Annotated in this window: 22 protein-coding genes and 1 pseudogene; 8 read left to right on the top strand and 15 right to left on the bottom strand. The window is 70.9% G+C overall.

Going from position 1 to position 23,318, the window contains the following annotated elements:
• The first annotated feature begins 4 nt into the window (after window positions 1-4).
• Window positions 5-1,006, top strand: a complete 1,002-nt coding sequence (locus tag ACZ6RT_RS01170) for a LacI family DNA-binding transcriptional regulator (RefSeq protein ID WP_399186937.1) — start codon at window positions 5-7, stop codon at window positions 1,004-1,006.
• A gap of 52 nt (window positions 1,007-1,058) precedes the next feature.
• Here the strand turns inward: ACZ6RT_RS01170 and ACZ6RT_RS01165 are convergent, their stop codons facing one another.
• Both ACZ6RT_RS01165 and ACZ6RT_RS01160 read right to left on the bottom strand, forming a co-directional pair.
• Complete coding sequence (locus ACZ6RT_RS01165; protein ID WP_470151714.1) at window positions 1,059-2,330, bottom strand: hypothetical protein; 1,272 nt, start codon at window positions 2,328-2,330, stop codon at window positions 1,059-1,061.
• 128 nt (window positions 2,331-2,458) lie between these two features.
• Entirely contained in the window at window positions 2,459-3,799 is a 1,341-nt protein-coding gene (locus tag ACZ6RT_RS01160; RefSeq protein ID WP_470151712.1) for an aminotransferase-like domain-containing protein, read from the bottom strand.
• A 220-nt stretch (window positions 3,800-4,019) separates the two neighbouring features.
• Here ACZ6RT_RS01160 and ACZ6RT_RS01155 point away from each other — a divergent pair, with 220 nt between their 5' ends.
• On the top strand, window positions 4,020-5,384 hold the full coding sequence (locus ACZ6RT_RS01155) for a pyridoxal phosphate-dependent decarboxylase family protein (RefSeq protein ID WP_470151710.1): 1,365 nt from the start codon (window positions 4,020-4,022) through the stop codon (window positions 5,382-5,384).
• Between the two features lie 65 nt (window positions 5,385-5,449).
• Here ACZ6RT_RS01155 and ACZ6RT_RS01150 read toward each other — a convergent pair whose 3' ends face one another.
• From ACZ6RT_RS01150 to ACZ6RT_RS01140, 3 genes are all read right to left on the bottom strand, one after another.
• On the bottom strand, window positions 5,450-6,061 hold the full coding sequence (locus ACZ6RT_RS01150; protein ID WP_399187164.1) for a maleylpyruvate isomerase family mycothiol-dependent enzyme: 612 nt from the start codon (window positions 6,059-6,061) through the stop codon (window positions 5,450-5,452).
• 257 nt (window positions 6,062-6,318) lie between these two features.
• Complete coding sequence (locus ACZ6RT_RS01145) at window positions 6,319-7,176, bottom strand: ABC transporter permease subunit (protein ID WP_470151708.1); 858 nt, start codon at window positions 7,174-7,176, stop codon at window positions 6,319-6,321.
• Complete coding sequence (locus tag ACZ6RT_RS01140; RefSeq protein ID WP_470151706.1) at window positions 7,173-8,090, bottom strand: ATP-binding cassette domain-containing protein; 918 nt, start codon at window positions 8,088-8,090, stop codon at window positions 7,173-7,175. Before ACZ6RT_RS01140 ends, ACZ6RT_RS01145 begins: the two co-directional genes overlap by 4 nt.
• 207 nt (window positions 8,091-8,297) lie before the next feature.
• On the opposite strand from ACZ6RT_RS01140, the gene ACZ6RT_RS01135 reads away from it, so the two are divergent.
• The gene (locus ACZ6RT_RS01135) at window positions 8,298-9,107 is read left to right on the top strand and encodes an SAM-dependent methyltransferase (protein ID WP_399186943.1); all 810 of its coding nucleotides are present in this window, start codon (window positions 8,298-8,300) and stop codon (window positions 9,105-9,107) included.
• A 40-nt stretch (window positions 9,108-9,147) separates the two neighbouring features.
• Here ACZ6RT_RS01135 and ACZ6RT_RS01130 read toward each other — a convergent pair whose 3' ends face one another.
• Genes ACZ6RT_RS01130 through ACZ6RT_RS01120 form a run of 3 tightly spaced genes read right to left on the bottom strand, consistent with a single transcriptional unit; the run spans window position 9,148 to window position 11,122 of the window.
• A complete protein-coding gene (locus ACZ6RT_RS01130) occupies window positions 9,148-9,852 on the bottom strand; it encodes a hypothetical protein (RefSeq protein ID WP_399186944.1) in 705 nt (234 codons plus the stop codon).
• On the bottom strand, window positions 9,849-10,763 hold the full coding sequence (locus tag ACZ6RT_RS01125; protein WP_399186945.1) for an ATP-binding cassette domain-containing protein: 915 nt from the start codon (window positions 10,761-10,763) through the stop codon (window positions 9,849-9,851). Before ACZ6RT_RS01125 ends, ACZ6RT_RS01130 begins: the two co-directional genes overlap by 4 nt.
• The gene (locus ACZ6RT_RS01120) at window positions 10,760-11,122 is read right to left on the bottom strand and encodes a GntR family transcriptional regulator (protein ID WP_399186946.1); all 363 of its coding nucleotides are present in this window, start codon (window positions 11,120-11,122) and stop codon (window positions 10,760-10,762) included. Before ACZ6RT_RS01120 ends, ACZ6RT_RS01125 begins: the two co-directional genes overlap by 4 nt.
• A gap of 468 nt (window positions 11,123-11,590) precedes the next feature.
• Here ACZ6RT_RS01120 and ACZ6RT_RS01115 point away from each other — a divergent pair, with 468 nt between their 5' ends.
• Window positions 11,591-11,941, top strand: a complete 351-nt coding sequence (locus ACZ6RT_RS01115) for a hypothetical protein (protein ID WP_399186947.1) — start codon at window positions 11,591-11,593, stop codon at window positions 11,939-11,941.
• Window positions 11,942-12,403: 462 nt separating this feature from the next.
• Here ACZ6RT_RS01115 and ACZ6RT_RS01110 read toward each other — a convergent pair whose 3' ends face one another.
• Together ACZ6RT_RS01110 and ACZ6RT_RS01105 are read right to left on the bottom strand one after the other, a co-directional pair.
• Window positions 12,404-12,760, bottom strand: coding sequence for an MmcQ/YjbR family DNA-binding protein (locus ACZ6RT_RS01110; protein ID WP_399186948.1), 357 nt, complete (start codon window positions 12,758-12,760; stop codon window positions 12,404-12,406).
• Window positions 12,761-12,952: 192 nt separating this feature from the next.
• Window positions 12,953-13,249, bottom strand: a complete 297-nt coding sequence (locus ACZ6RT_RS01105; protein WP_470151702.1) for a hypothetical protein — start codon at window positions 13,247-13,249, stop codon at window positions 12,953-12,955.
• A gap of 208 nt (window positions 13,250-13,457) precedes the next feature.
• On the opposite strand from ACZ6RT_RS01105, the gene ACZ6RT_RS01100 reads away from it, so the two are divergent.
• Both ACZ6RT_RS01100 and ACZ6RT_RS01095 read left to right on the top strand, forming a co-directional pair.
• Window positions 13,458-13,766: a hypothetical protein gene (locus ACZ6RT_RS01100; protein WP_344898078.1), complete on the top strand. Its 309-nt coding sequence runs from the start codon at window positions 13,458-13,460 to the stop codon at window positions 13,764-13,766.
• Window positions 13,767-13,794: 28 nt separating this feature from the next.
• Window positions 13,795-15,783, top strand: a complete 1,989-nt coding sequence (locus ACZ6RT_RS01095) for a hypothetical protein (protein WP_470151699.1) — start codon at window positions 13,795-13,797, stop codon at window positions 15,781-15,783.
• Window positions 15,784-15,797: 14 nt separating this feature from the next.
• Here ACZ6RT_RS01095 and ACZ6RT_RS01090 read toward each other — a convergent pair whose 3' ends face one another.
• Entirely contained in the window at window positions 15,798-16,271 is a 474-nt protein-coding gene (locus ACZ6RT_RS01090; RefSeq protein WP_470151697.1) for a hypothetical protein, read from the bottom strand.
• A gap of 465 nt (window positions 16,272-16,736) precedes the next feature.
• Here ACZ6RT_RS01090 and ACZ6RT_RS01085 point away from each other — a divergent pair.
• Window positions 16,737-17,528 (top strand): annotated as a pseudogene (locus ACZ6RT_RS01085) (helix-turn-helix domain-containing protein); the annotation flags it as partial.
• 74 nt (window positions 17,529-17,602) lie between these two features.
• The gene (locus ACZ6RT_RS01080) at window positions 17,603-17,797 is read left to right on the top strand and encodes a DUF397 domain-containing protein (protein WP_470151695.1); all 195 of its coding nucleotides are present in this window, start codon (window positions 17,603-17,605) and stop codon (window positions 17,795-17,797) included.
• Window positions 17,798-17,824: 27 nt separating this feature from the next.
• Here ACZ6RT_RS01080 and ACZ6RT_RS01075 read toward each other — a convergent pair whose 3' ends face one another.
• The 4 genes from ACZ6RT_RS01075 to ACZ6RT_RS01060 are packed head-to-tail and all read right to left on the bottom strand — an operon-like array spanning window position 17,825 to window position 23,251.
• On the bottom strand, window positions 17,825-19,912 hold the full coding sequence (locus ACZ6RT_RS01075; protein WP_470151693.1) for an amylo-alpha-1,6-glucosidase: 2,088 nt from the start codon (window positions 19,910-19,912) through the stop codon (window positions 17,825-17,827).
• Entirely contained in the window at window positions 19,909-21,369 is a 1,461-nt protein-coding gene (locus tag ACZ6RT_RS01070) for an MGH1-like glycoside hydrolase domain-containing protein (RefSeq protein WP_470151691.1), read from the bottom strand. Before ACZ6RT_RS01070 ends, ACZ6RT_RS01075 begins: the two co-directional genes overlap by 4 nt.
• The gene (locus tag ACZ6RT_RS01065) at window positions 21,366-22,190 is read right to left on the bottom strand and encodes a TIM barrel protein (RefSeq protein WP_470151689.1); all 825 of its coding nucleotides are present in this window, start codon (window positions 22,188-22,190) and stop codon (window positions 21,366-21,368) included. Before ACZ6RT_RS01065 ends, ACZ6RT_RS01070 begins: the two co-directional genes overlap by 4 nt.
• 14 nt (window positions 22,191-22,204) lie before the next feature.
• Window positions 22,205-23,251, bottom strand: a complete 1,047-nt coding sequence (locus tag ACZ6RT_RS01060; protein ID WP_470151687.1) for a zinc-dependent alcohol dehydrogenase — start codon at window positions 23,249-23,251, stop codon at window positions 22,205-22,207.
• Between the last annotated feature and the right edge of the window lie 67 nt (window positions 23,252-23,318).

Raw genomic sequence — 23,318 nt, 5'->3', positions numbered from 1 at the left:
CAGCATGGCGAAGCGTCCGACCATTCACGACGTCGCGGCGGTGGCGGGGGTGTCCCGGGGAACGGTCTCCCGGGTCCTCAACGACGACCGCTACGTCAGCCCGGCCTCGCACGCCGCCGTCAGGCGGGCCATCGCCGAGACCGGGTACATCGTCAACCGCGCCGCCCGCAGCCTGGTCACCCAGCGGACCGGCTCGGTGGTGATGGTCCTGTCGGAACCGCAGGAGCGACTGTTCGAGGACCCCACCTACAGCGTGCTGCTGCGCACCGCCACCCGGCGCCTCGCCGAGCGGGACGTGTCACTGGTGATGATGATCGCCGGGAACGACGGCGACCGCGACCGGGTGATCCGCTACCTGCGCGGCGGCCACGCCGACGGGGTCTTCCTGGTCTCCCCGCACGCCGGCGACAAGCTGGTGGACGCGCTGGTGGACATCCCGGTGCCCGCCGTCGCCCAGGGCGCCGTCATCGGGCGGGAGAACGTGATCCCGTACGCGGCGGCCGACGACCGCGAGGGCGCCCGGCAGATGACGCGCTACCTGGTCGAACGGGGCCGCAGGCGGATCGCCACCATCACCGGCCCGCTGGACACCCCCGGCGGCGCGCTGCGGCTGGAGGGCTTCGGCGACGTCCTGGGCAGGAAGGCCAGCAGGCGGCTCATCGAGCACGGCGACTACACCCAGCTGGGCGGGGAGAGCGCCATGGCCCGGCTGCTGGAACGTGCCCCCGACCTCGACGCGGTGTTCGTCGCCTCGGACCTGATGGCCGCGGGAGCGCTGTCCACGCTGCGCGCGGCCGGGCGGCGGGTGCCCGAGGACGTCGCGGTGGGCGGGTTCGACGACTCGGCGGTGGCGCTCTCCACCCACCCGCCGCTCACCACGATCAGGCAGCCCCTGGAACGGGTCGCCGAGGAGACCGTCCGCCTGCTGCTCGCCCTGATCGACGGCGCGGACCGGGTCGAGCCGGTGATCCTGCCCACGACCCTGGTCGTCCGCGAGTCCACCTGACCGGCCGGGGCGGCCCCGGCCGGTACGGGTTCCTCCGCGGGGGTCCGGGGGGTCAGCGCGCGGGTGACGAGCCGTTGACGGTCAGCACCTGCTCGGTCTCGATGGCGGGGAAGGTGCCGGTGTCGACGATCCCGTGCTCGTGGAAGGCCGCCTCCAGCAACGCGTGAGCCTTGGGCTCCAGCTTCCACAGCGCCCGGTACTCGCGGGCGCTGGCCAGCGAGACCCCGGTCTCGTGCGCGATGTCGGCGGCGCGGGGCACGAACCTGCGCTCGATCTGCTTGTCCCAGTACTCCCGGGCGGCCCGCATCAGGGCCGCGCGCTGCGCGGTGTCGACCACCGGCGGCGGCACGTCCAGCACCTGGAACTCGTCATCGTCGTCGTCGATCGCCGAACGCGCCCCCGGCATGCCCGCCGGCCCGGCCGCCACCGCGGCGCGAGCCCGCGACTGCGGCTCCTCGGCCTCCGGGCTCCACGGCACGGGCGGCGTGAGGTCGATCAGCGCGGAGGTGTTGTAGAGGGCGCCGATCTGGGAGAGCAGGGCCTCCTGGCGCGCGGGGTCGGCCGCCAGCCCGGTGTGCTCCACCGCCCGGTCCATGGCACGGTCCAGCTTGGTCAGGGCCGAGCGCATCTTCCGCTCGGACGCCCCGGCGGCACGCAGCGCGCGGGCGCGCTTGGCGGCCAGCGCGACCCGGGTCAGCCTGCGGTGCGCGTCCACCTCGCTCGCCGTACGGTCGCTGACCTCGGCCAGGCCGATGCGGACCAGCGCCCGCTCCGGGGTGATCCTCCAGTTGATCCGGGCGCGCCCGGTGATGCGGTGGCGTTCGATCGCCATGCCGCGCTCCCACAGCCAGGCCGCCACCAGGGGGGCGGCGAGCCGGAAGACGGCCTCGGCGACACTGCGGGCGTCCATGCTCGACAGCACCGCGGTCAGCCCGGTCAGCGCCCACACGGCGACGCCGTCGATACCGGCGGAGAAGTTCTCCCGCATGTTGCGGCGGGCCCGGACCGCGCTGGTGATGACGGCGACCTCGATGAAGGCGAAGAGCAGCAGCCGCAGCAGGCCGTCGAAGCCGAGCACGTCACCGGAGAAGCGCCACATGCCCTGGGCGGAGACGCCGGTCGCGATGCTGGCCGCGACGATGGTGAGGATGTCCTCCGCCGGGCGGGGGGCGATGTGACGGTGATAGAAGCGGACCGCCGCGCGCTGGACGGCGCGGGCCACGAAGTACGCCGCGACCAGGACGAGGAGCGCGAACACTCCGGCGATGGCCGTCAGAACCGGCTGGGCCGAGGCGAAGGCGGTGATGTCATCGATGGGGGGCATCTGTCACTGTCCGTCATTCTCGATGTCCGACAGGATATCCGGCGATCATCCCAGAATGTCGGCGTCCTGTTCGCGAAACGGGTGTCCATCGGCGTGACAGAAGTGAACACAGTTGTGACGGTGCCGAGTCAGGGGCGGCGGGCCCGCCGCAGGTGCTCGGCGACCCGGTCGAGGGCCTCGGCCGGGGCGGTGTAGGGCACCCGCAGCCGGCCGGTCAGGGTGCCGTCCGGGGAGAAGGCCGAGCCCGGCAGCAGGCTGAGCCCGATCCCGGCCGCCCGGGCCGCGAGGGTCTCCCCCGCCGTCCCGTCCAGGCGCAGCCACAGCGCCAGGCCGCCCGGCGGGAGGGTGAAGTCCCACCCGTCCGCCTCCAGGCTCGCGGCCAGGTGGTCGCGCTGGCGCCGCAGCTCGCCCCTGCGCTGGACCAGCAGCCCGTCCAGGAGGGGGAGGATCTCGCAGGCGACGAGCTGTTCCAGGGGCGGTGGGGCGTACAGGCCGCTGACGGGGTCGAGCAGGAGCGCGCGGATCAGCCCGGCCGGGCCGCGGACCCAGCCGACGCGCAGCCCGCCCCACACGGTCTTGCTCAGCGAGCCGATCGCGACGGCCCCGGCGACGCGGGGCATCGGCTCCGGGCGGTCGCGCAGGTCCAGGTCGCGCATGGTCTCGTCCACGATCACGGTCACCCCGTGCCGGGCGGCCAGCTCCGCGACCTCCGCGCGGGTACGGGCGTCCATCAGCGCCCCGGTCGGGTTCTGGAAGTCGGGGGTCAGCAGGGCAGCTCCCCGCGCGGCCTCGCGGAACGCGGTGGCCAGCGCGCCGGGGTCCCAGCCCTGCCCGGTGACGCGCGCCGGGACGGTCCGGACACCAAGGCGCCGCAGCATCGTCAGGGTGTCGAAGAACGAGGGATTCTCCACCACGATCCTGCGCGGGCCCAGATGGGCGGCCAGCAGCGCCAGCGCGGCACGGGCCCCGGAGGTGACCAGGATCTGCTCGGGCCGGGTGGGCGTCCCCTCGGCGGTGTGGCGCCGGGCGATCAGCTCGCGCAGCTCGGGCAGCCCCGCACCGGGCTCGCCGCTCTCCAGCAGCAGTCCCGCCGACCTGGCGAGCGCGCGGGTGACCGCGCCGGTGACGAGCGCGCGCGGGGCGGCCGGGAGGGCGCGGCGCAGGTCGAGGAGCGGGCCCCGGCCGTCCACCGACAGCGGCGCGTAGCGCTCGCCGAGGTCGCGCGGCAGCCGCACCCTGCTGCCGCCGCCCTGCCGGGTGACGATCCAGCCCTCCTCGCGCAGCCGGGACAGGGCCGCGACCACCGTTCCCCGGCTCACCGCCAGCTCGGTGGCCAGCCTCCGCTCCGAGGGCAACCGGTCCCCGACCCGTACGCGCCCGTCGAGCACGGCCTCGCGCAGGGCGGCGGCCAGCGCGTCCGCCAGGGGGCTTCCCGGGCGCCGCCATCCCGTCAGGACATCCGCGAACACCGGTCCAGTTTGCCGCAACTGGACCAGGACACGGCCCCGGCCTCCCTCCTAGCGTCGAAGCATGAACGACAGACCCGGCCCGGCCACCCCGCGCGTCCCCGCGCTTTCGAACGACCTTCCGGAAGCCGACCGTGCCCGCGAACCTCTGGGAGCCGGGCACGCCCATGACCTTTCGGGAGCCGGGCACGCCCGTGACCTTCTGGGAACCGATCGTGCCCGCGTGCCCGAGCTGATGGAGGCCGTCCGCGCGTACGCCGTGCGCATCCTGGACGGCCTGGACGACCGGCCCGCCGCACGGGCCCCGGTGCGGCCGGAGCCCGCCCCCCTGCCCGAGGCCGGGATCGGCCTGCAGGAGGCGATGGAGGTGTTCGCGACGCGGTGGGAGCCGGGCTTCGCGTCCGGTCCGGGCCCCCGCTACCTGGGGTTCGTCACGGGCGGCGCGACGCCCGCGGCGCTGGCGGGCGACTGGCTGACCGGCGCGCTCGACCAGAACCCCACCTCGAACCTGGACTCGCTCGCCCCGGACCTGGAACGGGAGACCGTCGCCTGGCTGCGCGACCTCTTCGGCCTGCCGGCCGGGCATCGGGGGACGTTCGTCAGCGGCGCGACCATGTCCAACCTCGCGGGCCTGGCGATCGCCAGGGAGTGGCTGGGCGAGGTACGCGGCGTGTCGGTGGCCGAGGAGGGCGCGGCCGCGCTCGGACCGGTGACGGTGCTGTCGGGAAGCCCGCACTCCAGCATCGCCAAGGCGCTGTCCGTGCTCGGCCTGGGGCGCTCGGCGATCCGGCACGTCGGTCTCCTGCCGGAACGGGAGGCGATCGACGTGGACCTGCTCGCCCGGGAGCTGGAGCGGCTCGACGGCACCCCGGCGATCGTGGTCGCCAACGCCGGGACGGTGAACACCGTCGACTTCGACGACCTGCGCGCGATCGCCGCCCTGCGCGAGCGCCACCCGTTCTGGCTGCACGTGGACGCCGCCTTCGGGGCCTTCGCCGCGCTGTCGGCCGGGCACGCCCACCTGGTCGCGGGCCTGGGCGAGGCCGACTCGGTCTGCGTGGACCTGCACAAGTGGCTGAACGTGCCCTACGACAGTGCGGTCCAGTTCACCCGCCGCCGTGACCTGCAGGCCCGCGTCTTCCAGAACGCGGCCGCCTACCTCGCGCCGCTGGGCGACGAAGCCGAGCCCGAGTTCGTGCACCTGACACCGGAGAACTCGCGCCGCCTGCGCGCCCTGCCGGCCTGGTTCACGCTGGCCGCGTACGGACGCGAGGGACACGCGGGGATCGTCCGCGACTGCGTCACCCTCGCCGCCGATCTCGGCGAGCGGATCGCCGCGATGCCCGCCTACCGGCTGCTGGCGCCGGTACGGCTCAACGTGGTCTGCTTCACCCTCTCCGATCCCCCCTCCCCCGCCCGGATCGCGGAGCTGGCCGACGCGATCACCGCGTCGGGCGAGGCGTTCCTCACGACGACCGTCCTGGACGGGGTGCCGGCCCTGCGCGCCGCGTTCAGCAACTGGCGTACCAGCGAGGCCGACGTGGACCGGGTCGCGAAGATCCTGGGGGAGGTCGCCTCCCGGGCGTGAGCCGTCCGTCCCCGCCGGCGCGACCGACCCGTCGGTGGCGTCCGGGTGGCAGGCGCCCGGTCATCTCATCTCATCTCACCGCGCTCGCGCAGGATCGCGACGCCGTCCCCGTGGAGGTCGTCGCAGTACGCCGTGCGCCCGGTCATGGCCATCGTGAGCGCCAGGGTGGTGCCGGACACCAGCGGACCGGAGCCGGTCGCGAAGGGGCCGTCGTCGGCGACGAGCCGCAGGCCGGTGATCCGTCCCTTGGCGAGGACGACGAAATCGCTGCCCCGGTAGTACTCGGCCAGCCGGGTGAGGGTCCCGATCGGGTAGTCGCGGCGGATGCCCAGTGGCCGCCGGATGTCCTCCGCGTGCAGGATCGTCTCACCCAGCATCGCGATGACCGGGATGGGAGGCTTGGTGGTGCTCGTGACGACGCGGCGGAACCTGTCGTGCGTCTCGGCCCCGGTCGCGCCCAGCTCCTCGGCGAGCCGCATGGCGTTCTGCCTGTCGAAGTCGAACCGGCAGCGGATCACGCCCGCCATCCACCGCAGCGGGGTGAGGCTCGCCCCCGAGGTGAGGTGCGCCAGCACCTCGCGTACGGTCAGCCCGGTGCACAGTGACGGCGTCGCCCACCGCTCGTCGGTCAGCTCCGCCAGGTCGGCCGCCAGGGCCGCCCGCTCGGCGTGGACCAGCGGCCAGACGCCGGACGCGCGGCGGGAACCGGGCTTCGGCTCCGGAGCGGTCCTGTCGGACGGTGTCCTGTCGTGGGTCACGGGAGTCCTCACGGTGGTCGTTGGGAACGGTCATGGACAGGACTCCCGCCACGGCGCGGAATCGTCGCCCGCGAACGATTTTTCCAGGGACGGGTCTTCCCCTCCCGGTCCGGGAAGTGGCGGGACGAGGAACGCGTCGCCACCACGCCCGGGACCTACGAGCCCCCCGGCCCTGCTCAGGCGTCGCGCCGCCTGAGCAGGTGGGCCGCCAGTGCCAGCAGCGCGGCGGTCCACAGCGCGAGGACGCCGAGCCCCGCCCAGGGGGAGAGGGACACGACCTGCTGGGCGTCTCCGGCGAGGACCGCCCGGCCCGCCACGGTGGGGAAGAGGGAGTGGATCGTCCTGCCCGCCTCGCCGGGCAGCATGAGGAGGAGGTTGGGCACCACCAGCACCAGGGCCAGGACGCAGGTGATCGCAGCGGCCGTGTGCCGCAGCAGCGCGCCGATCGCGAGCGCGAACAGCGCCTGCAGGGCCAGGTAGAGACCGGCGCCCGCCACCGCGCGGAGCACCTCGGGGTCGGTGAGGGAGACGTCCACCCGCTCGCCGAGGATCGCGGCCCCGACCAGGAACGACGGCACGACGATCAGCTCGGTGACCGCGAGGACCAGCAGGCCGAGGACGGCGGCCTTGGCGGCGAGCATCGGGACGCGGCCCGGCACCGCCAGCAGGCTCGACCTGATCGCCCCGGTGGAGTACTCGCCGGTGATCACCATCACGCCGAGGACGCAGACCGCGAGCTGGGCGAAGGAGACGCCGGGCTGGACGAGCAGCGCGAGCGGGTCGCCCACCATCTGCCGCTGCCGGGCCGGTGATGCCGTCGCCCAGTTCATCACCGTTGTCGAGGCCATCAGCACGGTGAAGCCGACGGTGAGCACGACCATGACGGCCAGCGACCAGACGGTGGACCTGACGGAGCGGATCTTCGTCCACTCCGAGGCCATCAGGTGGACGAACCCGGCACGCGCGACGGGCACGGCTGACCTGGCAGGGCCGGTGGGCCGGGCGGGCGTGGTGGACGGGGTGCTCGCGGTCATGACCGGCTCCTGTCGGCGTCCGCGTACTCGACGCTGTCCCTGGTGAGTTCCATGAAGGCGTCCTCCAGCGAGGCGCGCCTGGGGGTGAGCTCGTGCACGACGATCCGGGCGTCCAGGGCCAGCTCGCCGATCCGGTGGGCCTCCATGCCGGCCACCGTGAGCGCCCCGTCCTCGCCGGTGCCCACCTCGCCGCCCGCGGCGGTGATCAGCGCGCCGAGCCGCCCGGCGTCGGGGGTGCGGACCAGCACCGACCTCCTGGGATCGCGCCTGACGAGCTCGTCCACGCCGCAGTCGGCGATGACCCTGCCCCGGCCGATCACGATCACGTGGTCGGCGGTGACGGCCATCTCGTTCATCAGGTGGCTGGAGACGAAGACCGTGCGGCCCTCGGCGGCCATCCTCCTCATCAGCTCCCTGATCCAGACGACCCCCTCCGGGTCGAGGCCGTTGACCGGCTCGTCCAGGACGAGGACCTCGGGGTCGCCGAGCAGGGCGGCGGCGACGCCGAGCCGCTGTCCCATGCCGAGGGAGAATCCGCCCGTGCGCCTGCGCGCCACCTGGCCGAGCCCGACGAGCTCCAGGACCTCCTGGACCCGGGTGCGCGGCAGTGCCTGCGACCGGGCGAGATGGAGCAGGTGGTCGTAGGCGCTGCGGCCGGGGTGGACGGCCTTGGCGTCGAGGAGGGCGCCGACGGCGCGCAGGGGCGTGTCCAGTTCGCGGTAGGGGCGGCCGGAGATGGTCGCCCGGCCGGAGTCGGGACGGTCCAGGCCGAGGATGAGCCGCATGGTGGTGGACTTCCCCGCCCCGTTGGGCCCGAGGAAACCGGTGACCCGGCCGGCCCGGACGGTGAAGGACAGGTCCTCGACCACGGCCCGGGCGCCGTACCGTTTGGTCAGTTCATAGGCTTCGATCACCCTGTCCACGATCGGCCTGCGGGCCGTCCGGCACCACCGGGAGCGCCTCCGTGATGGTTTCGGGTTATCCCTGCAGCACGGGACCGGCTGCTCGGCCCGCGGGTGGTCGCCTGCTTCGTTCCGCTTTGGTCCCTTGTGGCAACATCACCCGCTTCATCCGTTACCTTAAGATCAACGAGTGACGCATTGAGCATGGGATGGACGCACATGACGCACGTGCCGGTGGAGATCGACCCCAACGTTCCGAGCGTCGCCCGGATATACGACTACCTTCTCGGCGGTAAGGACAACTTCGTCTCCGACCGTACGGCGGCCGAGAGGCTGCTCGAGATCACCCCCAACGCCAAGGAGGGGGTCCGGGCCAACCGGCGCTTCCTCCGCAGGGCCGTGCGGTTCATGACCGAGGCGGGCGTCCGCCAGTTCCTCGACATCGGCGCAGGGCTTCCCACGCAGGAGAACGTGCACCAGGTGGCGCTGGGCCTGGCGCCCGATTCCCGCGTCGTCTACATCGACAACGATCCCATCGTGCTCACCCACGGACGCGCCCTGCTGGCCGACAACGGGCAGACCATCGTCCTGAACGGCGACCTGAGGGAGCCCCTGGCCATCCTCGACGACCCCGAGGTCAACGACCACATCGACTTCGGCCGGCCGGTGGGCCTGCTCATGCTGGCCGTCCTGCACTTCATCCCGGAGAACGACGTGGCCGAGCGGATCGTCACGACGTTGCGCGACCGCCTCGCCCCCGGCAGCTGCGTGGCGATCAGCCACCTGTCCTTCGGCGACCTTCCCGAGGACAAGGTCCGCGAGGGCCGCGCGCTCTACACCAAGACCTCCGCGGGTTCCGCGACGCCCCGCTCGCATGAGGAGATCATGCGTTTCTTCGACGGCTTCGACCTGGTGGAACCCGGCCTGGTCTCCACCGACGACTGGCGTCCGGAGGCGGAGCACCCCCGGCTTCCCCAGCTCCCGGGCGTGGACGGCTACGTCGGGGTCGGGCTGCTGCGCCGGTCCTGAGAACGGACCGGCGCGAAGGCCCACGGGAGGCGGCCCGCGTTCAGGAGACCCTGTTGCGGAGCGGGACGTCGCGGATGATCGGCCAGGTGAGCGCCAGGCCGACCAGGAGGCAGCCGAGGCCGACGCCCAGGGCCATCGGGACGCTCGGCGCGAGGTCGAAGTCCAGCGCCGAGGTGAAGAACGGCAGCCGCAGGTTCCCTCCGATGGCCGACTCCCCCAGCGCGACCAGCGCGATGCCGAACGGCAGGGAGAGCATCCCGGCGGCCTGCCAGCGGTAGAACGCCGCCGCCATGAGCACCCCGGCGACCATCCAGGTCATCCCCTGGACGAGGTACTCGGCGAAGACCAGCGGCACCTGTGTCGGTGAGGAGAACAGGTGGACGCCCGTCAGCGTCTGCGGCCGGCCGAGCAGGTTGTACAGCAGCGCCTCCAGCAGGTAGCCCAGGGTGATCAGGGCGGAGAACGCGGGCGCGTACAGCACGACGGTGACCGCGGCCTGCGCGCCGAACTCCCTGCGGGTCTGCCCGTGCGCGATGTAGAGCGGGAGGAACTCCCTGATCAGCGAGACGCCGATGAACAGGGCCAGCCAGCGGGGGATCTGCGTGGCGACCTCCCACCCGCTGATCCTCAGCGTTCCGAAGATCGCCACACCGATCGTGATCAGCGCGACCAGTACGTAGAACCCCGCCCACATGAAGGCGGTGTAGATCAGGGGGGCGCCCAGAAGGCGGCTCGGGAATCTCATCGGACCTCTCCGGCGGGCTCGGTGGGGACGGGGGTGGTGAGGGCGGCGGGGTCGGGGTCGGTGAGGCGGACGAACAGGTCCTGCATGGCGATCGGGCCGAGTTCGAGCCCGGCCTCGGCGGCCTTGCGGCGCGAGGTCTCGTCGAGGTCGCCGTAGACCATGGCCACCTTGGTCGGGCCCAGCCGGTCGGTGTTCAGCACCGTCAGCCCGGTGGTGAAGGCGTCGACCGCGGCCACCGGCCCGGTGACCGAGGTGCCCCGCGCGAGCAGGGTCTCGCTCCGCTCGTGCAGGAGCAGCCTGCCCTGATTGATGATCAGGACCTCCTCGAACAGCGAGCTGACCTCTCCGATCAGGTGGGTGGAGAGGATGATCGTGCGCGGATGCTCCATGTAGTCGGCGAGCAGGGCGTCGTAGAAGGCGTAGCGGGAGGGGGCGTCCATCCCGATGTAGGACTCGTCGAACATGGTCAGCGGCGCCCGCGAGGCCAGCCCCACCACCACCCCCAGCGCCGACCGCTGCCCTTTGGACATGGCCTTGACGTTCGCGTTCCGCTTCAGCTTGAACCGGTCCATCAGCGCGTGGGCGTACTCCGCGTCCCAGTTCGGGCGGAGCCACTCGGCGAAGTCGAGCGCGTCCGCGGCGGTGCCGATGTCGACCGTCTCGCCCGCGTCGCGGATCAGGCAGATGTCGCGGGTGACGTCCGCGTTCTCGAACACGGGCCGCCCTCCGACCCGTACCGTGCCCCCCGACTGCCTGCGGAAGGCGGCCAGCACCGACAGCAGGCTGGTCTTGCCCGATCCGTTGCGTCCCAGGAGGCCGTATATCTTGCCGCCGTCGAGGGAGAACGTGACGTCGTCGACCGCCCTGACGGTTCCGTAGTCCACTCTCAGTCCGTCGGCCACGATGTTCATGCGTGCTCCTCCAGCTCGTTGATCCGCTTCACGATGTCGGTCAGGGGGATGCCGATCACTTTCGCCTCGGCCACCATCGGTGCGACCACCTCGGCGAAGAAGCTCTCCCGCCGCTGGGTCCTGAGCGCCTCCCGGGCGTCCGGACTGACGAACATGCCGATGCCTCGTTTCTTGTAGAGAACGCCCTCGTCGACCAGCTGCTGGAACGCCTTGGCCGCCGTGGCGGGGTTGATCCGGTAGAAGGCGGCGTACCGGTTGGTCGACATGACCTGGTCGCCGCCGCTCAGCGTCCCGTTCAACACCTCGGTCTTGATGCGATCGGCGATCTGCCGATAGATGGGACTTTGATCATCGAACATGAACACCCGCTTAGCTGGTTCATTACTCTTGTAATGAACCATAGGAGCGAAGAAGGTGTCCGTCAACACCGGCCGCCGGCAGGAAGGCCGACGACGGCCTTCGCGGCTGACGGACCTGGGACGACGCACCGAAAGACAGGGGCGGAAGGTACGGGAGACCCTCCCGCGGAGCCGCCTCGCTTCCGGATCTATGGGAGCTTTGTGGTCCGCTCCCCCGCGGAGACCTTCCGACGGACGCGTTCCGGCAGGACACGGTGACTGAGCGTGACCGGTCGCTCCGCTCCGCTACCGACGGGTAATCCCGCCCTCCCGAGGCTTTGGGGTCCGATGGCCGACCCGGGCGGGCTCGCGTGCCTACCGTGGAGACAGGTCCCGCGCCGTACCCGCGTCACCCTCGATGCCGGTACGGCGCTCCGCAGGCTCGGGCATCGCCCGGGGCGCCACCGATTCGACATGGGGTGGTCCGCCATGACCAGACTCAGCAACGTTCTCGCGGCCGGGGCGATGGCGGCCTCCGCCCTCGTCGCGCCCGTCACCCTGCCGGCCACGTTCACCGCCGCGGGCACCGTGGCCGCGGCCGACTCCTCCGCCCAGGTCTCCGCCCAGAAGCCGTGCAGGAAGAAGAAGAACCCGGACAGGTGCCGTGCCAGGCGCGGCCAGGACGGCGACGGCGCCCGCCAGGGCACCGGCAGCGGTGCCCGCCGAGGTACGGCGGGCGGGGGCGCGAGCGGTACGGGAAGCGGCACCGGCAACATCAGCGACGGCATCAGTGACGGCATCACTCCGGGACGCGGACCGGCCGGAGGGATCGACAACTGACGGAGGCCGGAGGACGGCCCGTCTCCCGGGGCGGCGCACGACGGCGACCACTATGGCGGTGCCGAGTTCGGAACACGTGCGCCTTTACAAAGTAATATCACATCGTCGAAGGGCCCCGCCCTCGGAAAAAACGGAGAAATCACAAGAAAGGGTCGCGGCTTCGCGCTGCAGGACGGCGTGCCCGGCGCGGTGCATCACCGCCCGCGCTCGCGCGCCGTCCCCGCCCGGACGCCCCTGCCCGGACGCCCCTGCCCGGACGCCCCTGCCCAGGACGTCCGTGCCCGGGACGTCCCCGCCCCCGGACGTCCATGCCGGACGCGAGGGGCGGGCCCGTCCTCTTCCCGCGGCGACAGTGCCACCACCTGGCGGTCGGCCTGTCGTCCCCATGACGCCGTCGCCCTCATGCCCCTGTCGTCCTCATGACGCCGCCGAGCGGGCCGTCATGATCTCGGGCGTCGCCCGTCACCGCAGCAGGGGCGACCCGGCCTCGTGCGCGTCGACCAGCCGCTTGGGCGCCGTCAGGCACCAGGCCTCGGTGACGAGCTCGAACAGCTCATCCGCCTCGATCTTCGCGAGGTGCACCACGACCCAGCCGAACTGGCCCGCCGTGAACTGGGCCTCGAACACCTCCGGCCGCTCCGCGACCAGCGCGACCTGCTCCTGGATCGTCGCCTTGAGCCCGACCGTCGCCGTCTTCTCCCACAGGTAGCCGAAGCCCTTCCCGTGCACCTTCAGGGAGACCCACTCACCACCGTCGCTCTGCACGACCTCGGGCAGCTCGTTCAGCATCTCCAGGAACTCACCGACACTCACAGCCATGGCCAACTTCTACCAGGATGCCCCGACATTTTCACCGTAGCGCTCACCATCTGTGGGAAGACGCCGCCGCGTCGACGGCGTGGACGCGCCGTCCCGCGTATGACGCCGCACGTGGACCCCCGCGTCGGTGGTCGGCACGGTGGTGACGGCATGGCGGGTCTCGTGCGCGTGCGCCGCCGGGACGGTGCGCGGTCACCGCTCAGGCCGCTGCAAGCGCAGGATCTTGAGACGCAGTTCTCGCTCGCGATGCTCGCGCCGCTGCTCACGGCGTAGTTCCGCTTCCCCCGCGCTCTCCCGGTCCCGGCACGCCCGGATCTCCCGGAACTCGTACAGGATGACGCGGGAGACCAGGACGGCGCCGGCCGCGACGGCCAGGGGCACGCTCACATGACCGGCGAAGAGCAATACGACAACGGCGATGAAACCCATCCACGCCAGGGCTTTGGCGGCGATTTCCAGCGCTTCGATGTGCTCTTCGAATAGTGACATCCGTTACTCCGATGCCGTCGTGGGAAGTGGTGCTCTGCCATAAGAGGAATGACCGAAATATCAGTCTCTTTGCCGTGTACGGCCATGTCCGCGGCGGGAAAGCGCGATACCGAGCGGGTACGGGACTTGCCGACTCAGACGATCAATACCTACTGTGGTATGCGACTTTTTCCTTCATCGCGGGGTCCTGTAAAGGAACGGGGGTGGCGTGGCCGAGCGGATGGTGCCCAATCCCCGGCGTGAGCGGCTGAGACAATTGCTCGTCGAGGCCGAGGACAGGGCTCACGAGGTTCGGCAGGCGTACCAGCGCGCCTCCTCGGCGATGCGGTCGGGAAAGGTGTGGACGGGGCCGACGGCCGCCACCTGGACCACCGAGCTGGAGGACCGGCACCACCGGCTGGGACGGCTCGCCCAGAACGTGGTGGACGCGGTCGAGGAGGAGCTGCGCCGCCAGCCTCCGCTGGTGACCGAGAGCGAGGCGAACGCCATGCGCCGGGAGATGGCCGGACGCACGTGACCGTCACGACCGCGAAGGGGAACGCTCCATGGCCTCCGCCTCCGAGTTCTGCGGCATCGACCCCGAGGGTATGGGCGAGCTCGCCACCTCCCTGCGCGGCGCGGCCGACCGGCTGACCGCGTTCAGCAGGGAGTTCGACGAGAAGCTCGGCCGGTACGGGATCGCCACCCCCGCGCTGCGGGAGATCGCCGACATCGCCGACTGGGCCGGGACGCAGGTCTCCATGCTGCACGGCCGGATCGACCTGATCAGGACCCTGGGCGCCGGCGCCCCGGAGCTCGGCGGGGCGGGCGGCACGGCCTCCATGGCGGCCGGCGGGCAGGGGCTCGTCCGCCTTCCCGACGAGCTGAAGGGCTTCGAGGTCGCCCGGGGCCTGGCCTCCATGTACGGCGAGGACATCCTCGTGCACCACGGCGGTGAGCTTCAGGCCGCGCTCATCCACGAGCACGCCGACGAGATCGCCCAGCTCGCCGACAACCCCCAGGCCGCCGCCGCTTTCTTCGCCCTGCTGTCGCCCAAGGTCCGGGACGCACTGCCCAGCATCATCGCGGCCACCGGCAGTAAGACCGCCAAGCAGGACCTGGGCGCTTTCAGCAAGGCTCTCGGAGCGGCACTGCGCGCTCCTTCCCTCGTCCCGGCGTTCGCCAAGGTCAGGAACGACCTCGTGAAACCGGTTGAAGGCAAGGTCACCGCGTGGAACCGACTCGCGCTGCTCAGCCGCGCCAACGCCCCCTCCTCCGTCCGCAGCGCGGCGGCCCGTTCCCTGGTTCTTGACGAGTTCGCGAAGAAACCCGGACAGGACTGGCGCGCCGGATCCCTCGGCAGTAAGGAGTACGGCCTTCCTGACGATCTGGTCGCCATGGGTTTGGAGGTGCTGGCCGGAGACGGCGCGGCGGTCCGGAACGCTTTCTCCGCAATGGGCGACAAAGACACCACGCTCAGCCAGGTCGACACAATGAAGCTGTTTCTCAATTACGCCAAGGGGGTGGGCACGGGGGACGAGGTGGCCGACGCCTTCGGCCGGGCGATGGAGTCGGGAACCGAGGCCACGACCGAGAAGGCCGGTCAGCACAGTCCGGCCGCTGCCGCCTTCGCCTTCGACGCCATCCGTGCAGCCGCCGCCTTCGGCGCCGACCTGCCGAAACCCGCGAAGGGCTCCATGGGGGTGATCGCACAGTCGTACGTCCATGAGATGGTCTCGGGCGGACGCTTCGACAGAGCCGCCGACCGCGTCTCTGGTATGCAGATTCCCAAACATTGGGAAGCCTTCCCCGGGGTGACCCCCGCGTTCTATCTCAGTTCCGGCGACACCTATCAATTCATGAAAACCTTTATCGGTGAAAACAAGACCGCCGACGCGTTCGACTCGACAGTGGCGAAGCTCCGTCATGAAACCTTGCTGGCCGCTGCCCGCCTAGACGCGCAGGGCAACACTGACTACTTCCGCGATATTGCAATGATGTTCGGCGATTTCAGCAGCATCTCATTCAAGGCGGCAAAAGACGTACTCGGCGAAGAAGACGCCGTCGCCGACTTGGCCCGCGACTTCGTTAAAAATACTTTTGGCTTCATGCTTGGTGGGGTAGCCGTCGTGCAGCCGGTCGCCGAAGTCGGCTGGGAGCTGACCCAGGCTTACATCGTCAGCACCGCATCAGACTTCTGGGCCGATAGTTTCGAAACGCAGGTCGAAGCGGCCACGGACAGCCGAGCTGACCTGTCTAAACGTATGAAGTATGAGATGGCTTACCTTCTTCACAGTGGCGGCTACCCGGCAAGTGAGCCTCCCGCCGAACTTCTCAACACGAAAACTGGAGCCCTCAAGACATACGAACAACTTGCGATCGAGGCTAAGAAAGGAGCCGCTGACGACAAGAAGTGGGAACAGGTGCTTAAGGAAAAATTGAATGCTTACGAAAACTGGATGGACGGCAACGCAGACCTCGACAAAAAAGCCGAGCACTCTTCGCGGTTCCAAACCAGCGATCTGGCTGAGAATTTACTGAAGATTCAGAACTGACACTGGCATCTCTCTCATCGCGGCAAACAGGCGGTCTGTGCGTGTATCCGCCAAGTCGGAGCCTCCGGTGCCACGTAAATATTTACTACAACACCCACCTCCTTACTCCCATGAATGAACCGCCCCTCTTGAGCATCTGCCTGGCTGATATCGTACTCCACTTTGTAACCGAGGATTCGGGACAGAGTGTTCTCCATAACTCTTTGGGCTTTATCCAGACGAGAGTCCTGTGATTCGTCAGCATGTTCCTCGTCAGCCGTTGCCCGCAATACTCGCTTAACTTTCTCTCCCCCACAGGGAAGATCCTTGTCTGGACGCTGCACGATGCGTAGATTCATGAGCGGATTTTTGAAGACGTCATCGGTCTCCAGGCGTCGCACGTCCTTCTGCAACTCCGCTGCCGCATCCTTCAGGGAGCGCTCGGAGGAACACCCCGAGGTCGCCATCATCAGCATCAGGCCGACGGCAAGCGACCGGGTGAAGCGCATTTAGAACCTCCAAGGGCAGCGGAAGCTGGGATGTGTCAATCCTTACCCACCCGGCGCGTCGCCGCCACATCCTTTCCATATCCGTCTGTCACCGATGGTGGCCGTCTGAGTCGATCCGTCCATTCGGGTGACGGAATCGTCCCGCGCCGGTCATGTCGGCGGCCTCGGATCGAGAACGTCATCCAGTGTGAAGCGCGCACCCCTGAGAGGTGGCGGGGCCATGGTCACCGACCCACCATGTGAGCGGTTTCCGATGTTCGTGGCTCAGGCGCGAAAAAGCGGCGTCATATTCATCCGTGAGTTGTTCTGTTCACTTGGGAAGGTCATACGCTCATTTCTCCATTGAGGCGCCGTAGTGAGAATCCTGCGCTTAGAATGCCTTCCCAGTAGTTGGTCGGCGACTGGTTTGGTAATCCAGGTCAACACAGGCTATGACAGCCGTCGGCATGTCCACTGAATTCCGCGATGCCGACCAAAGAAATGTCCACTTTTTCTAATTCGGGAGGAAATGCGATGGACGAGGTGCCGTCTCTCGACCCCGGGTCTCCCCGTGTGCGGTTCGGTGCCGAGATGCGCCGGTTGCGGGAGGCCGCGCAGCTCTCGCAGTCCTCCGTGGCCGCCCGGCTGGGGTGCACGCAGACGCAGATCAGCCGTTTGGAAGGCGCCAGCCGCACCCCGTCGAAGTCCGATGCCGAGAGGCTGGATCTGCTGTTCAAGACGGCCGGCGGCAACGCCTTCACCCGTCTTCGGGAACGTATCCTCGCCCAGCCCGGCGGACCGATCTGGTTCCAGAGCTGGGTCGAGGAGATCGAGCCGGCCGCTCTCGCCCTACGGTCCTGGGACCCTCTCCTCATCCCAGGACTTCTCCAGACGGAGTCCTATGCTCGGCATATCTTCGCTCAAGCACCACAGATCACCCCCGACGAGGTGGAAGAACGGGTCCAAGCTCGTATGAACCGGCAGTGGGTTCTGAGTCGAGAAAATCCTCCCATCCTCATTGCGCTCGTCGACGCGAACGTCTTGCGGCGCAAGGTCGGTGGAGACGAGGTGATGTACGAACAGCTCAGTCATTTACTCAAGATCGCTCACAGGCCGACCGTTTACATCCAAATCGTTAGTCCGGAATGCCTCACGGGCCTGATGGGCGCCTTCACGATCGCCGAACTTCCAGACGGGCAGCCGGGTGCCGTTCATGCAGAATCATCGGCGGAAGGGCAGATCATGACCGATCTTGCTTCTGTGACAACGGCATGGAAGCGCTATGAGGCGATACGACTCTGGGCCTACCCTGAGCACATGTCCCTCAGAATGATCGAGGATGTGAGGCAGGAATGGACCCGAGCAACGCGGTGTGGCAGAAGTCGTCGCGTTCCGGAGACAGTGGTGGTCAGTGCGTCGAGGTGGCCACCAACCTGCCCGGCCTGGTCGCCGTACGCGACAGCAAGAACCCCGACGGCCCCAAACTGCTCCTCACCCCCGCCACGTGGACGTCCCTCGTCACCAGCATCAAGACCGGCGCGTTCTGAGAGGACCGGAACGGGGAGCAGGCCGGATCAGACGTCCTCGCCGGTGGCGCGCAGTGCGGTCAGCAGCGCGAGCGGGGTCGCCGCCGCCCAGGCCTGCGGCGATGAGGCGTGCGGGTAGGGCACCGGGACCGGGTGCTCGTCGAGGCCGTACCCGGCCAGGACCTCCGGCAGGCGCCAGTCGTGCAGGGCCGCGGCGAGGATCAGGCCGCGGGCGACGATGCCGGCCTGTTCGGCGAGGCCGCAGCGGGCCAGGCCGAGCGCGATGACGGCGTTGTCGTGCGGCCAGATGCTCCCCCGGTGGTAGGAGAGCGGGTGGTAGGGGGCCTGGCCCGAGGCGAGCGTACGGATGCCGAACCCGGAGAAGAAGTCCGGCCGCAGCAGCCGCATGCCCACCGCCCGTTCCTGGTCCGGGTCCAGGATGCCGGACCAGAGCAGGTGGCCGGCGTCGGAGGCGAGCGTGTCGACCCGGCGGTCCCGGCCGTCCAGGGCGAGGGCGGGGAAGCCGTGCTCGGGCATCCAGAAGTCGCGGTGGAAGCGGGCCCGCAGGTCGGCCGCGGCCCGTTCCAGGCGATCCGCCTCGGAGGCGTCCTTCCACAGCGTACGGGCGAGCCGTGCCGTGCGGACCAGGGCGTCGTAGGCGTACCCCTGCACCTCGCAGACGGCCAGGGCGCCCTCGGCCTGGCGGCCGTCGGGGAAGCAGACGGCGCCGGCCGAGTCCTTCCAGTTCTGGTTGACCAGGCCGCCGCCCGCCGCGTCGGAGGTGTAGCGGAGGTAGCCGTCCTCGCCGAGGCCGCCGTCGCGGAACATCCACTCCACCGCGGCGCGGGCCTGCGGCTCAAGGCGCAGGGCGAGCGACGCATCGCCGGTGGCCGAGGCGTGCGCCTCCAGCAGCACCAGGAAGAGCGGGGTGGCGTCGATGCTGCCGTAGTAGCGGCCGTAGGGGACCTGCCGGAAGTGCGCGAGCTCGCCGTGCCGTACCTCGTGCACGATCCTGCCCGGCTGCTCCAGGCGGGACGGGTCGTCCCGCGTTCCCTGGACGGCGGCCAGCGCGAGCAGCGTGTCCGCGGCCAGGGCGGGCCGGTAGGGCAGCGCGAAGAGCGAGGTCAGCAGCGCGTCGCGGCCGAACAGGCAGAGGAACCAGGGGATTCCGGCCGCGGGTGCCCGCAGCGCCTCGCCGTCGGGGCCCGTGACGGGGATGCGCAGTCGCGCCAGGTCGGTCAGGCCCTGCTCGCAGGCGCGGGCCAGCTCCTCCCAGACGGTGAGGTCGCGCGGGCGCGGGTGGGCGTTCACGAAGTCGCCGGTGTCGGCCCGGATCCGCTGCCGTACGTCGCCGGGGGATCCGGGCGGGGACGGCTCCGGCAGGCCGTGCGGGGCGGCCAGCGCGGTGAGCGCGAGCTCGGCCGTGCCGTGGGCGGGCAGCTCGAACCGCCAGGCCAGCACGCGGGCCGTGCCACCACCCCCGGTACCGTCGCCGCCCTTCCCGCCCTCGTGACCGCCCTCGTGACCGTCGGCACCGGCCTCGCTTCCCTGACCGTCCCCGGTGCCCTGCCGGGCGGTGCCGCCGGTGGCGCCCCCGTGGCCGCCTCCGGTGGTGTCGGGGACGCCGATGCGGTGCGGCCGGGGTGAGGTGGTGACCGTGGTGCGCGAGGACCAGTTCTCGCCGCGCCGGTGGTGGAAGACGAGACCGTCCGGGGTGTCGTGCACCGCGCGGTGCACGTCGGGCCTGGGATAGGCGCGGTCGTCGGCGCGGAGCTCGAACTGGTCGGCGAAGTCGGCGTCGACATGGAGTTCGAGCTCCACGACGGTGGGTTCGCCCCGGTTGTTCACCAGCCGGAGCCGTTCGGTGAGGGCACCCGGGGCCACCGCCTGCCGCCGGAACAGGGTGCAGGCGGGGGGCAGGTCGCGGGTGCCGGGCGGGGTCAGTACGCACTCCTCGCCGGAGGAGGTCAGCAGGGTGGGCGTGGCTCCGTTCACGGTGAGCGACCATCGGCTCAGGTGCCGGGCGTCGCGGACGAACAGTCCGTCCGTCGAGGCGCCCCGGGTGCCGTGGACGTCCCCGCGGTCGGTCACCGCGGCGAACGTGCCGCCGCCGACGAGCAGCCGGCCGGCCGTCACCGCGCCGCCCCCGCTCCCCCGCGCGTCGTCGACGCCCCGTCGCCGCCGGTGTCCTGCTCCTCGACGTCCCGGTCGACGTCCCACTCGTCGACGTCTTGGTCGACGTCCCGGTCGCCGGAGTGCAGCAGGTCCAGGGCCAGGGCCGCGGTCCAGGCGAAGCGCCGGATGCCGCGCCCCTGCCCCGTGTACGGCTCCAGGTACTCGGCGAACCCGGTGCTGCCCGCCGCGGTCAGGATCTGCGTGCGCAGGACGCGGGCCGACCCTGCCCGGCCCTGCCGGACCAGGCCGCGGTGGATCAGCCAGGCCGTGTTGAACCAGCTGGGCCCGCGCCAGTAGCGGTTGCCGTCGAACTCCTCCGCGGTCAGGTCGTAGCTGGGCACCAGGTGCACCTGGCCGAGGCGGAAGCGCGGCCCGTGGGCGGTGCGCAGCAGGGCCGCCGTCACCCGCGCGGGCAGGCCGGGGACGATCAGGGGGACGAGCCCGGACACGCCGTACCCGCCGATGGGTTCGCCCGTCAGCAGGTCGCGGGCGCCGAAGACGCCCGCGGCCGGGTCCCAGAGCCGGTCGACGAGGGCGGCGGTCGTCTCCTCGGCGCGGCGCAGGTGCGCCCGCGCGTCCGCCGGATCCGCGCCGATCGTCCGGGCGATCGCGGCGAGCGCGTGCTCGGAGGCGATGAGCAGCGCGTTGAAGCAGGGGTCCTCGACGGCGAAGGCGTGCGGGGTGCGCGCGTCGTCGTAGTCGTGGTCGCGGTAGACGCCTGCCAGGCGCACGTACCGCGCGTAGTCCAGGTCGGTGGGGCGGTCGGAGGGCGAGCCGTGGGCGAGGTCGGCCCTGCGGAAGGAGTGCGGTGGCGCGGGTTCGACCCTGGCCAGGGCCGCGTCCCAGTACGGGCTGTTGTCCAGGCCGGGCTCCCAGGGGTGCACGACCGCGGCCAGGCCGCCGCCGCCCAGGTCCCGCCGGGTGGCCAGGTAGCGGTGCCAGGCGGCCAGGCGCGGGTAGATCCGCGGCAGGAAGCCGCGGCGCCGCGACTCGGCGGGGTCGGCGAGGTGCACCTGCCAGGCTGCCAGCGCGTGCACGGGCGGCTGGACGATGCCGGAGGTCTGGACGGCGCGGGGGGCGCCTGCGGCCCGGCCCGCGGTGGAGGAGCGCCAGAAGTCGGGGCTGGGGAAGTAGGCGTCGAGCGGCACGGCGGGGTTGAAGACGATGTGCGGGATGCGGCCGTCGTCCCACTGCGCGCCCAGCAGCGTCTCCAGCTCGCGCTGGGCGCGGCGCGGGGCGACGTGGCGCAGCCCGATGGCGATGAACGCCGAGTCCCAGCTCCACTGGTGCGGGTACAGCGCGCGCGAGGGGACGGTCGCCGCCCCGGTCCAGTTGTCGAGCAGGACGTGGGTGGCGGCCTGGCGCAGGGGCGTCCACCGGCCCCCGCCGGGAGGGGGCGTCTCCAGGATCGTGGTCATCCGGCCACCCGCTGCGAGAGCGACGGGATCGCCCGGCGCAGAAAGGACGGGATCGCGCGCACGGCCTCGGCCGGGTCCCCTGCGAGCCGGCACTCGACGGCCAGGTGGCCGTCGTAGCCGATGGCGTCCAGCGCGCCCAGCCAGGCGGGCCAGTCCAGGTGCCCGGCGCCGGGCTGGAGCCGGTTGGAGTCGCTGACCTGGGCGTGGCCGATCAGGGGCCCGGCGGCCAGGACGGCCGCGGCGGGGTCGGCCTCCTCGATGTTCATGTGGTAGCTGTCGATGCCGATGCGGACCGAGTCCAGGCCGACGGCGCGGATCAGCTCGGCGGCCTGTTCCAGCCGGTTGACCATGTGGTCCTCGTAGCGGTTGAGCGGTTCGAGGAAGAGCGTGACGCCCTCGTCGCGGGCGTGCTCGCCCAGCTCGGCCAGGCCCTTCAGCAGGATCTCGCGGTCCTCCTCCTCGTCGCGCGGCGGGTCGAACGGGGGCAGCCGGCGCGAGAACATGCCGTAGGAGGCGGGGGTCTGGGCGCCGAGGCCGCCGAGCTCGGCGATGACCGAGAGCTGGGACTTCATCTGCTCGACGGCGTCGCGGCGCAGGTCGGCGTCGAAGGCGCCGAAAAAGTGCGGCATGTCCACGCATACGGTCGGCATGACGACGCCGTCGGCGCGGGCGGCACGCAGTTCGGGGAGCCGGTCGCGGAAGGCGTGACCGCCCTTGCCGCGCAGTTCGATGGCGTCGTATCCGGCGCCGCACGCGAACTCCCACTTGCGCTGCAGTGTCTCGCCGGGAAGCAGCTGCTCCTGGCAGGCGATGCTGAACATTGGTCGAGGTCCTCTCAGAACTCCAGGACGACCTGGAGCGCGTCGGCGGGACGCTCATCCAGCAGGACGTAGGCCTCGGCCGCGTCGGCGGCCGGTATGACGTGGCTCACCAGGGACTTCACGTCGACGAGACCGTCGGCGACCAGGCGCAGGAAGGTCTGCTGGAGCCGGTCCACGGTCCAGCGCCCGGCGAGCTGCGGCGGCACCCCGCCGATCTGCGAGGAGACGAGCTGCACGCGGTTGTGGTGGAACTCCTCGCCCAGCCGCAGGCCCGCGCCGTCGCCCTGGTAGAAGCCCGAGGCGACGACGCGCCCGCCCACGGTGACCGAGCGCACGGCCTCGTGCAGGGCCGGGTAGGCGCCGCTGATCTCGATGGCGACGTCGGCGCCGCGCCCGCCGGTGGCCTCGCGGATCCGCTCGGCGACGGCGTCGGCGCGCGGGTTCAGGGTGCGCAGGGCGCCGTACTCCCTGGCCTTGGCCAGGCGGGAGCCGAGGGTGTCGACGGCGGTGACGCGGGCGCCGTTCAGCTCCGCCAGCCGGGTGACGAGCAGGCCGAGCACGCCCTGGCCGAAGACGGCGACCTCCTCGCCGACGTGGATGTCGCCGGCGAGGACGGCGTTGTAGGCGATGGCCCCGACCCGGGCGAAGGCGCCGGCGAGCGGGGACAGCCCCGCGGGGAGGCGGTGGCCGCTCAGCAGGGCGGCGGGGACGACGCCCTCGCTGCGGTGGCCCCACACGCCCCACACCATGTCGCCGGGCTGGGGTATTCCGGGCGTGTCCACTAATTCCGGGGAGATCTCACATATCTCGCCCACCTCGGAGTATCCCCAACCCGCGACCGGGTAGGAGATCCCACCTCCGGCATCGCGGAAGAGGCGTGTCTCGGGACTCCAGGAGCGCGTCAGGTACGGGTTGGTGCCCCGGTAGGCGGTGAGCTCGGTGCCCGCGGAGATGCCCGAGTAGCAGGTCCGGACACGCAGGTGGCCGGGGGGGAGGGGGGCGGATTCGCCGGTGGCGATCTCCACCTGGCGGGGACCGGTGAACTGGACGACGCGTACCACAGGGGGCTCCGGGAGGTCGCTTTTGGGGTGAGCGTTACGCAGATGATGCTTATTTATGTCGAAGATA

Source organism: Streptosporangium sp. NPDC050148, assembly GCF_055586505.1.
The sequence above is the reverse complement of the archived record's forward strand: the minus strand, read 5'-3'. Positions and strand labels throughout refer to the sequence as shown.

Coding starts and splice junctions, on each gene's coding strand:
- ACZ6RT_RS01170 (WP_399186937.1), top strand. CDS start 5: ATGGCGAAGCGTCCGACCATTCACGACGTCGCGGCGGTGGCGGGGGTG.
- ACZ6RT_RS01165 (WP_470151714.1), bottom strand. CDS start 2,330: ATGCCCCCCATCGATGACATCACCGCCTTCGCCTCGGCCCAGCCGGTT.
- ACZ6RT_RS01145 (WP_470151708.1), bottom strand. CDS start 7,176: ATGACCGCGAGCACCCCGTCCACCACGCCCGCCCGGCCCACCGGCCCT.
- ACZ6RT_RS01135 (WP_399186943.1), top strand. CDS start 8,298: ATGACGCACGTGCCGGTGGAGATCGACCCCAACGTTCCGAGCGTCGCC.
- ACZ6RT_RS01130 (WP_399186944.1), bottom strand. CDS start 9,852: ATGAGATTCCCGAGCCGCCTTCTGGGCGCCCCCCTGATCTACACCGCC.
- ACZ6RT_RS01125 (WP_399186945.1), bottom strand. CDS start 10,763: ATGAACATCGTGGCCGACGGACTGAGAGTGGACTACGGAACCGTCAGG.
- ACZ6RT_RS01120 (WP_399186946.1), bottom strand. CDS start 11,122: ATGTTCGATGATCAAAGTCCCATCTATCGGCAGATCGCCGATCGCATC.
- ACZ6RT_RS01115 (WP_399186947.1), top strand. CDS start 11,591: ATGACCAGACTCAGCAACGTTCTCGCGGCCGGGGCGATGGCGGCCTCC.
- ACZ6RT_RS01110 (WP_399186948.1), bottom strand. CDS start 12,760: ATGGCTGTGAGTGTCGGTGAGTTCCTGGAGATGCTGAACGAGCTGCCC.
- ACZ6RT_RS01105 (WP_470151702.1), bottom strand. CDS start 13,249: ATGTCACTATTCGAAGAGCACATCGAAGCGCTGGAAATCGCCGCCAAA.
- ACZ6RT_RS01095 (WP_470151699.1), top strand. CDS start 13,795: ATGGCCTCCGCCTCCGAGTTCTGCGGCATCGACCCCGAGGGTATGGGC.
- ACZ6RT_RS01090 (WP_470151697.1), bottom strand. CDS start 16,271: ATGCGCTTCACCCGGTCGCTTGCCGTCGGCCTGATGCTGATGATGGCG.
- ACZ6RT_RS01080 (WP_470151695.1), top strand. CDS start 17,603: ATGGACCCGAGCAACGCGGTGTGGCAGAAGTCGTCGCGTTCCGGAGAC.
- ACZ6RT_RS01070 (WP_470151691.1), bottom strand. CDS start 21,369: ATGACCACGATCCTGGAGACGCCCCCTCCCGGCGGGGGCCGGTGGACG.
- ACZ6RT_RS01065 (WP_470151689.1), bottom strand. CDS start 22,190: ATGTTCAGCATCGCCTGCCAGGAGCAGCTGCTTCCCGGCGAGACACTG.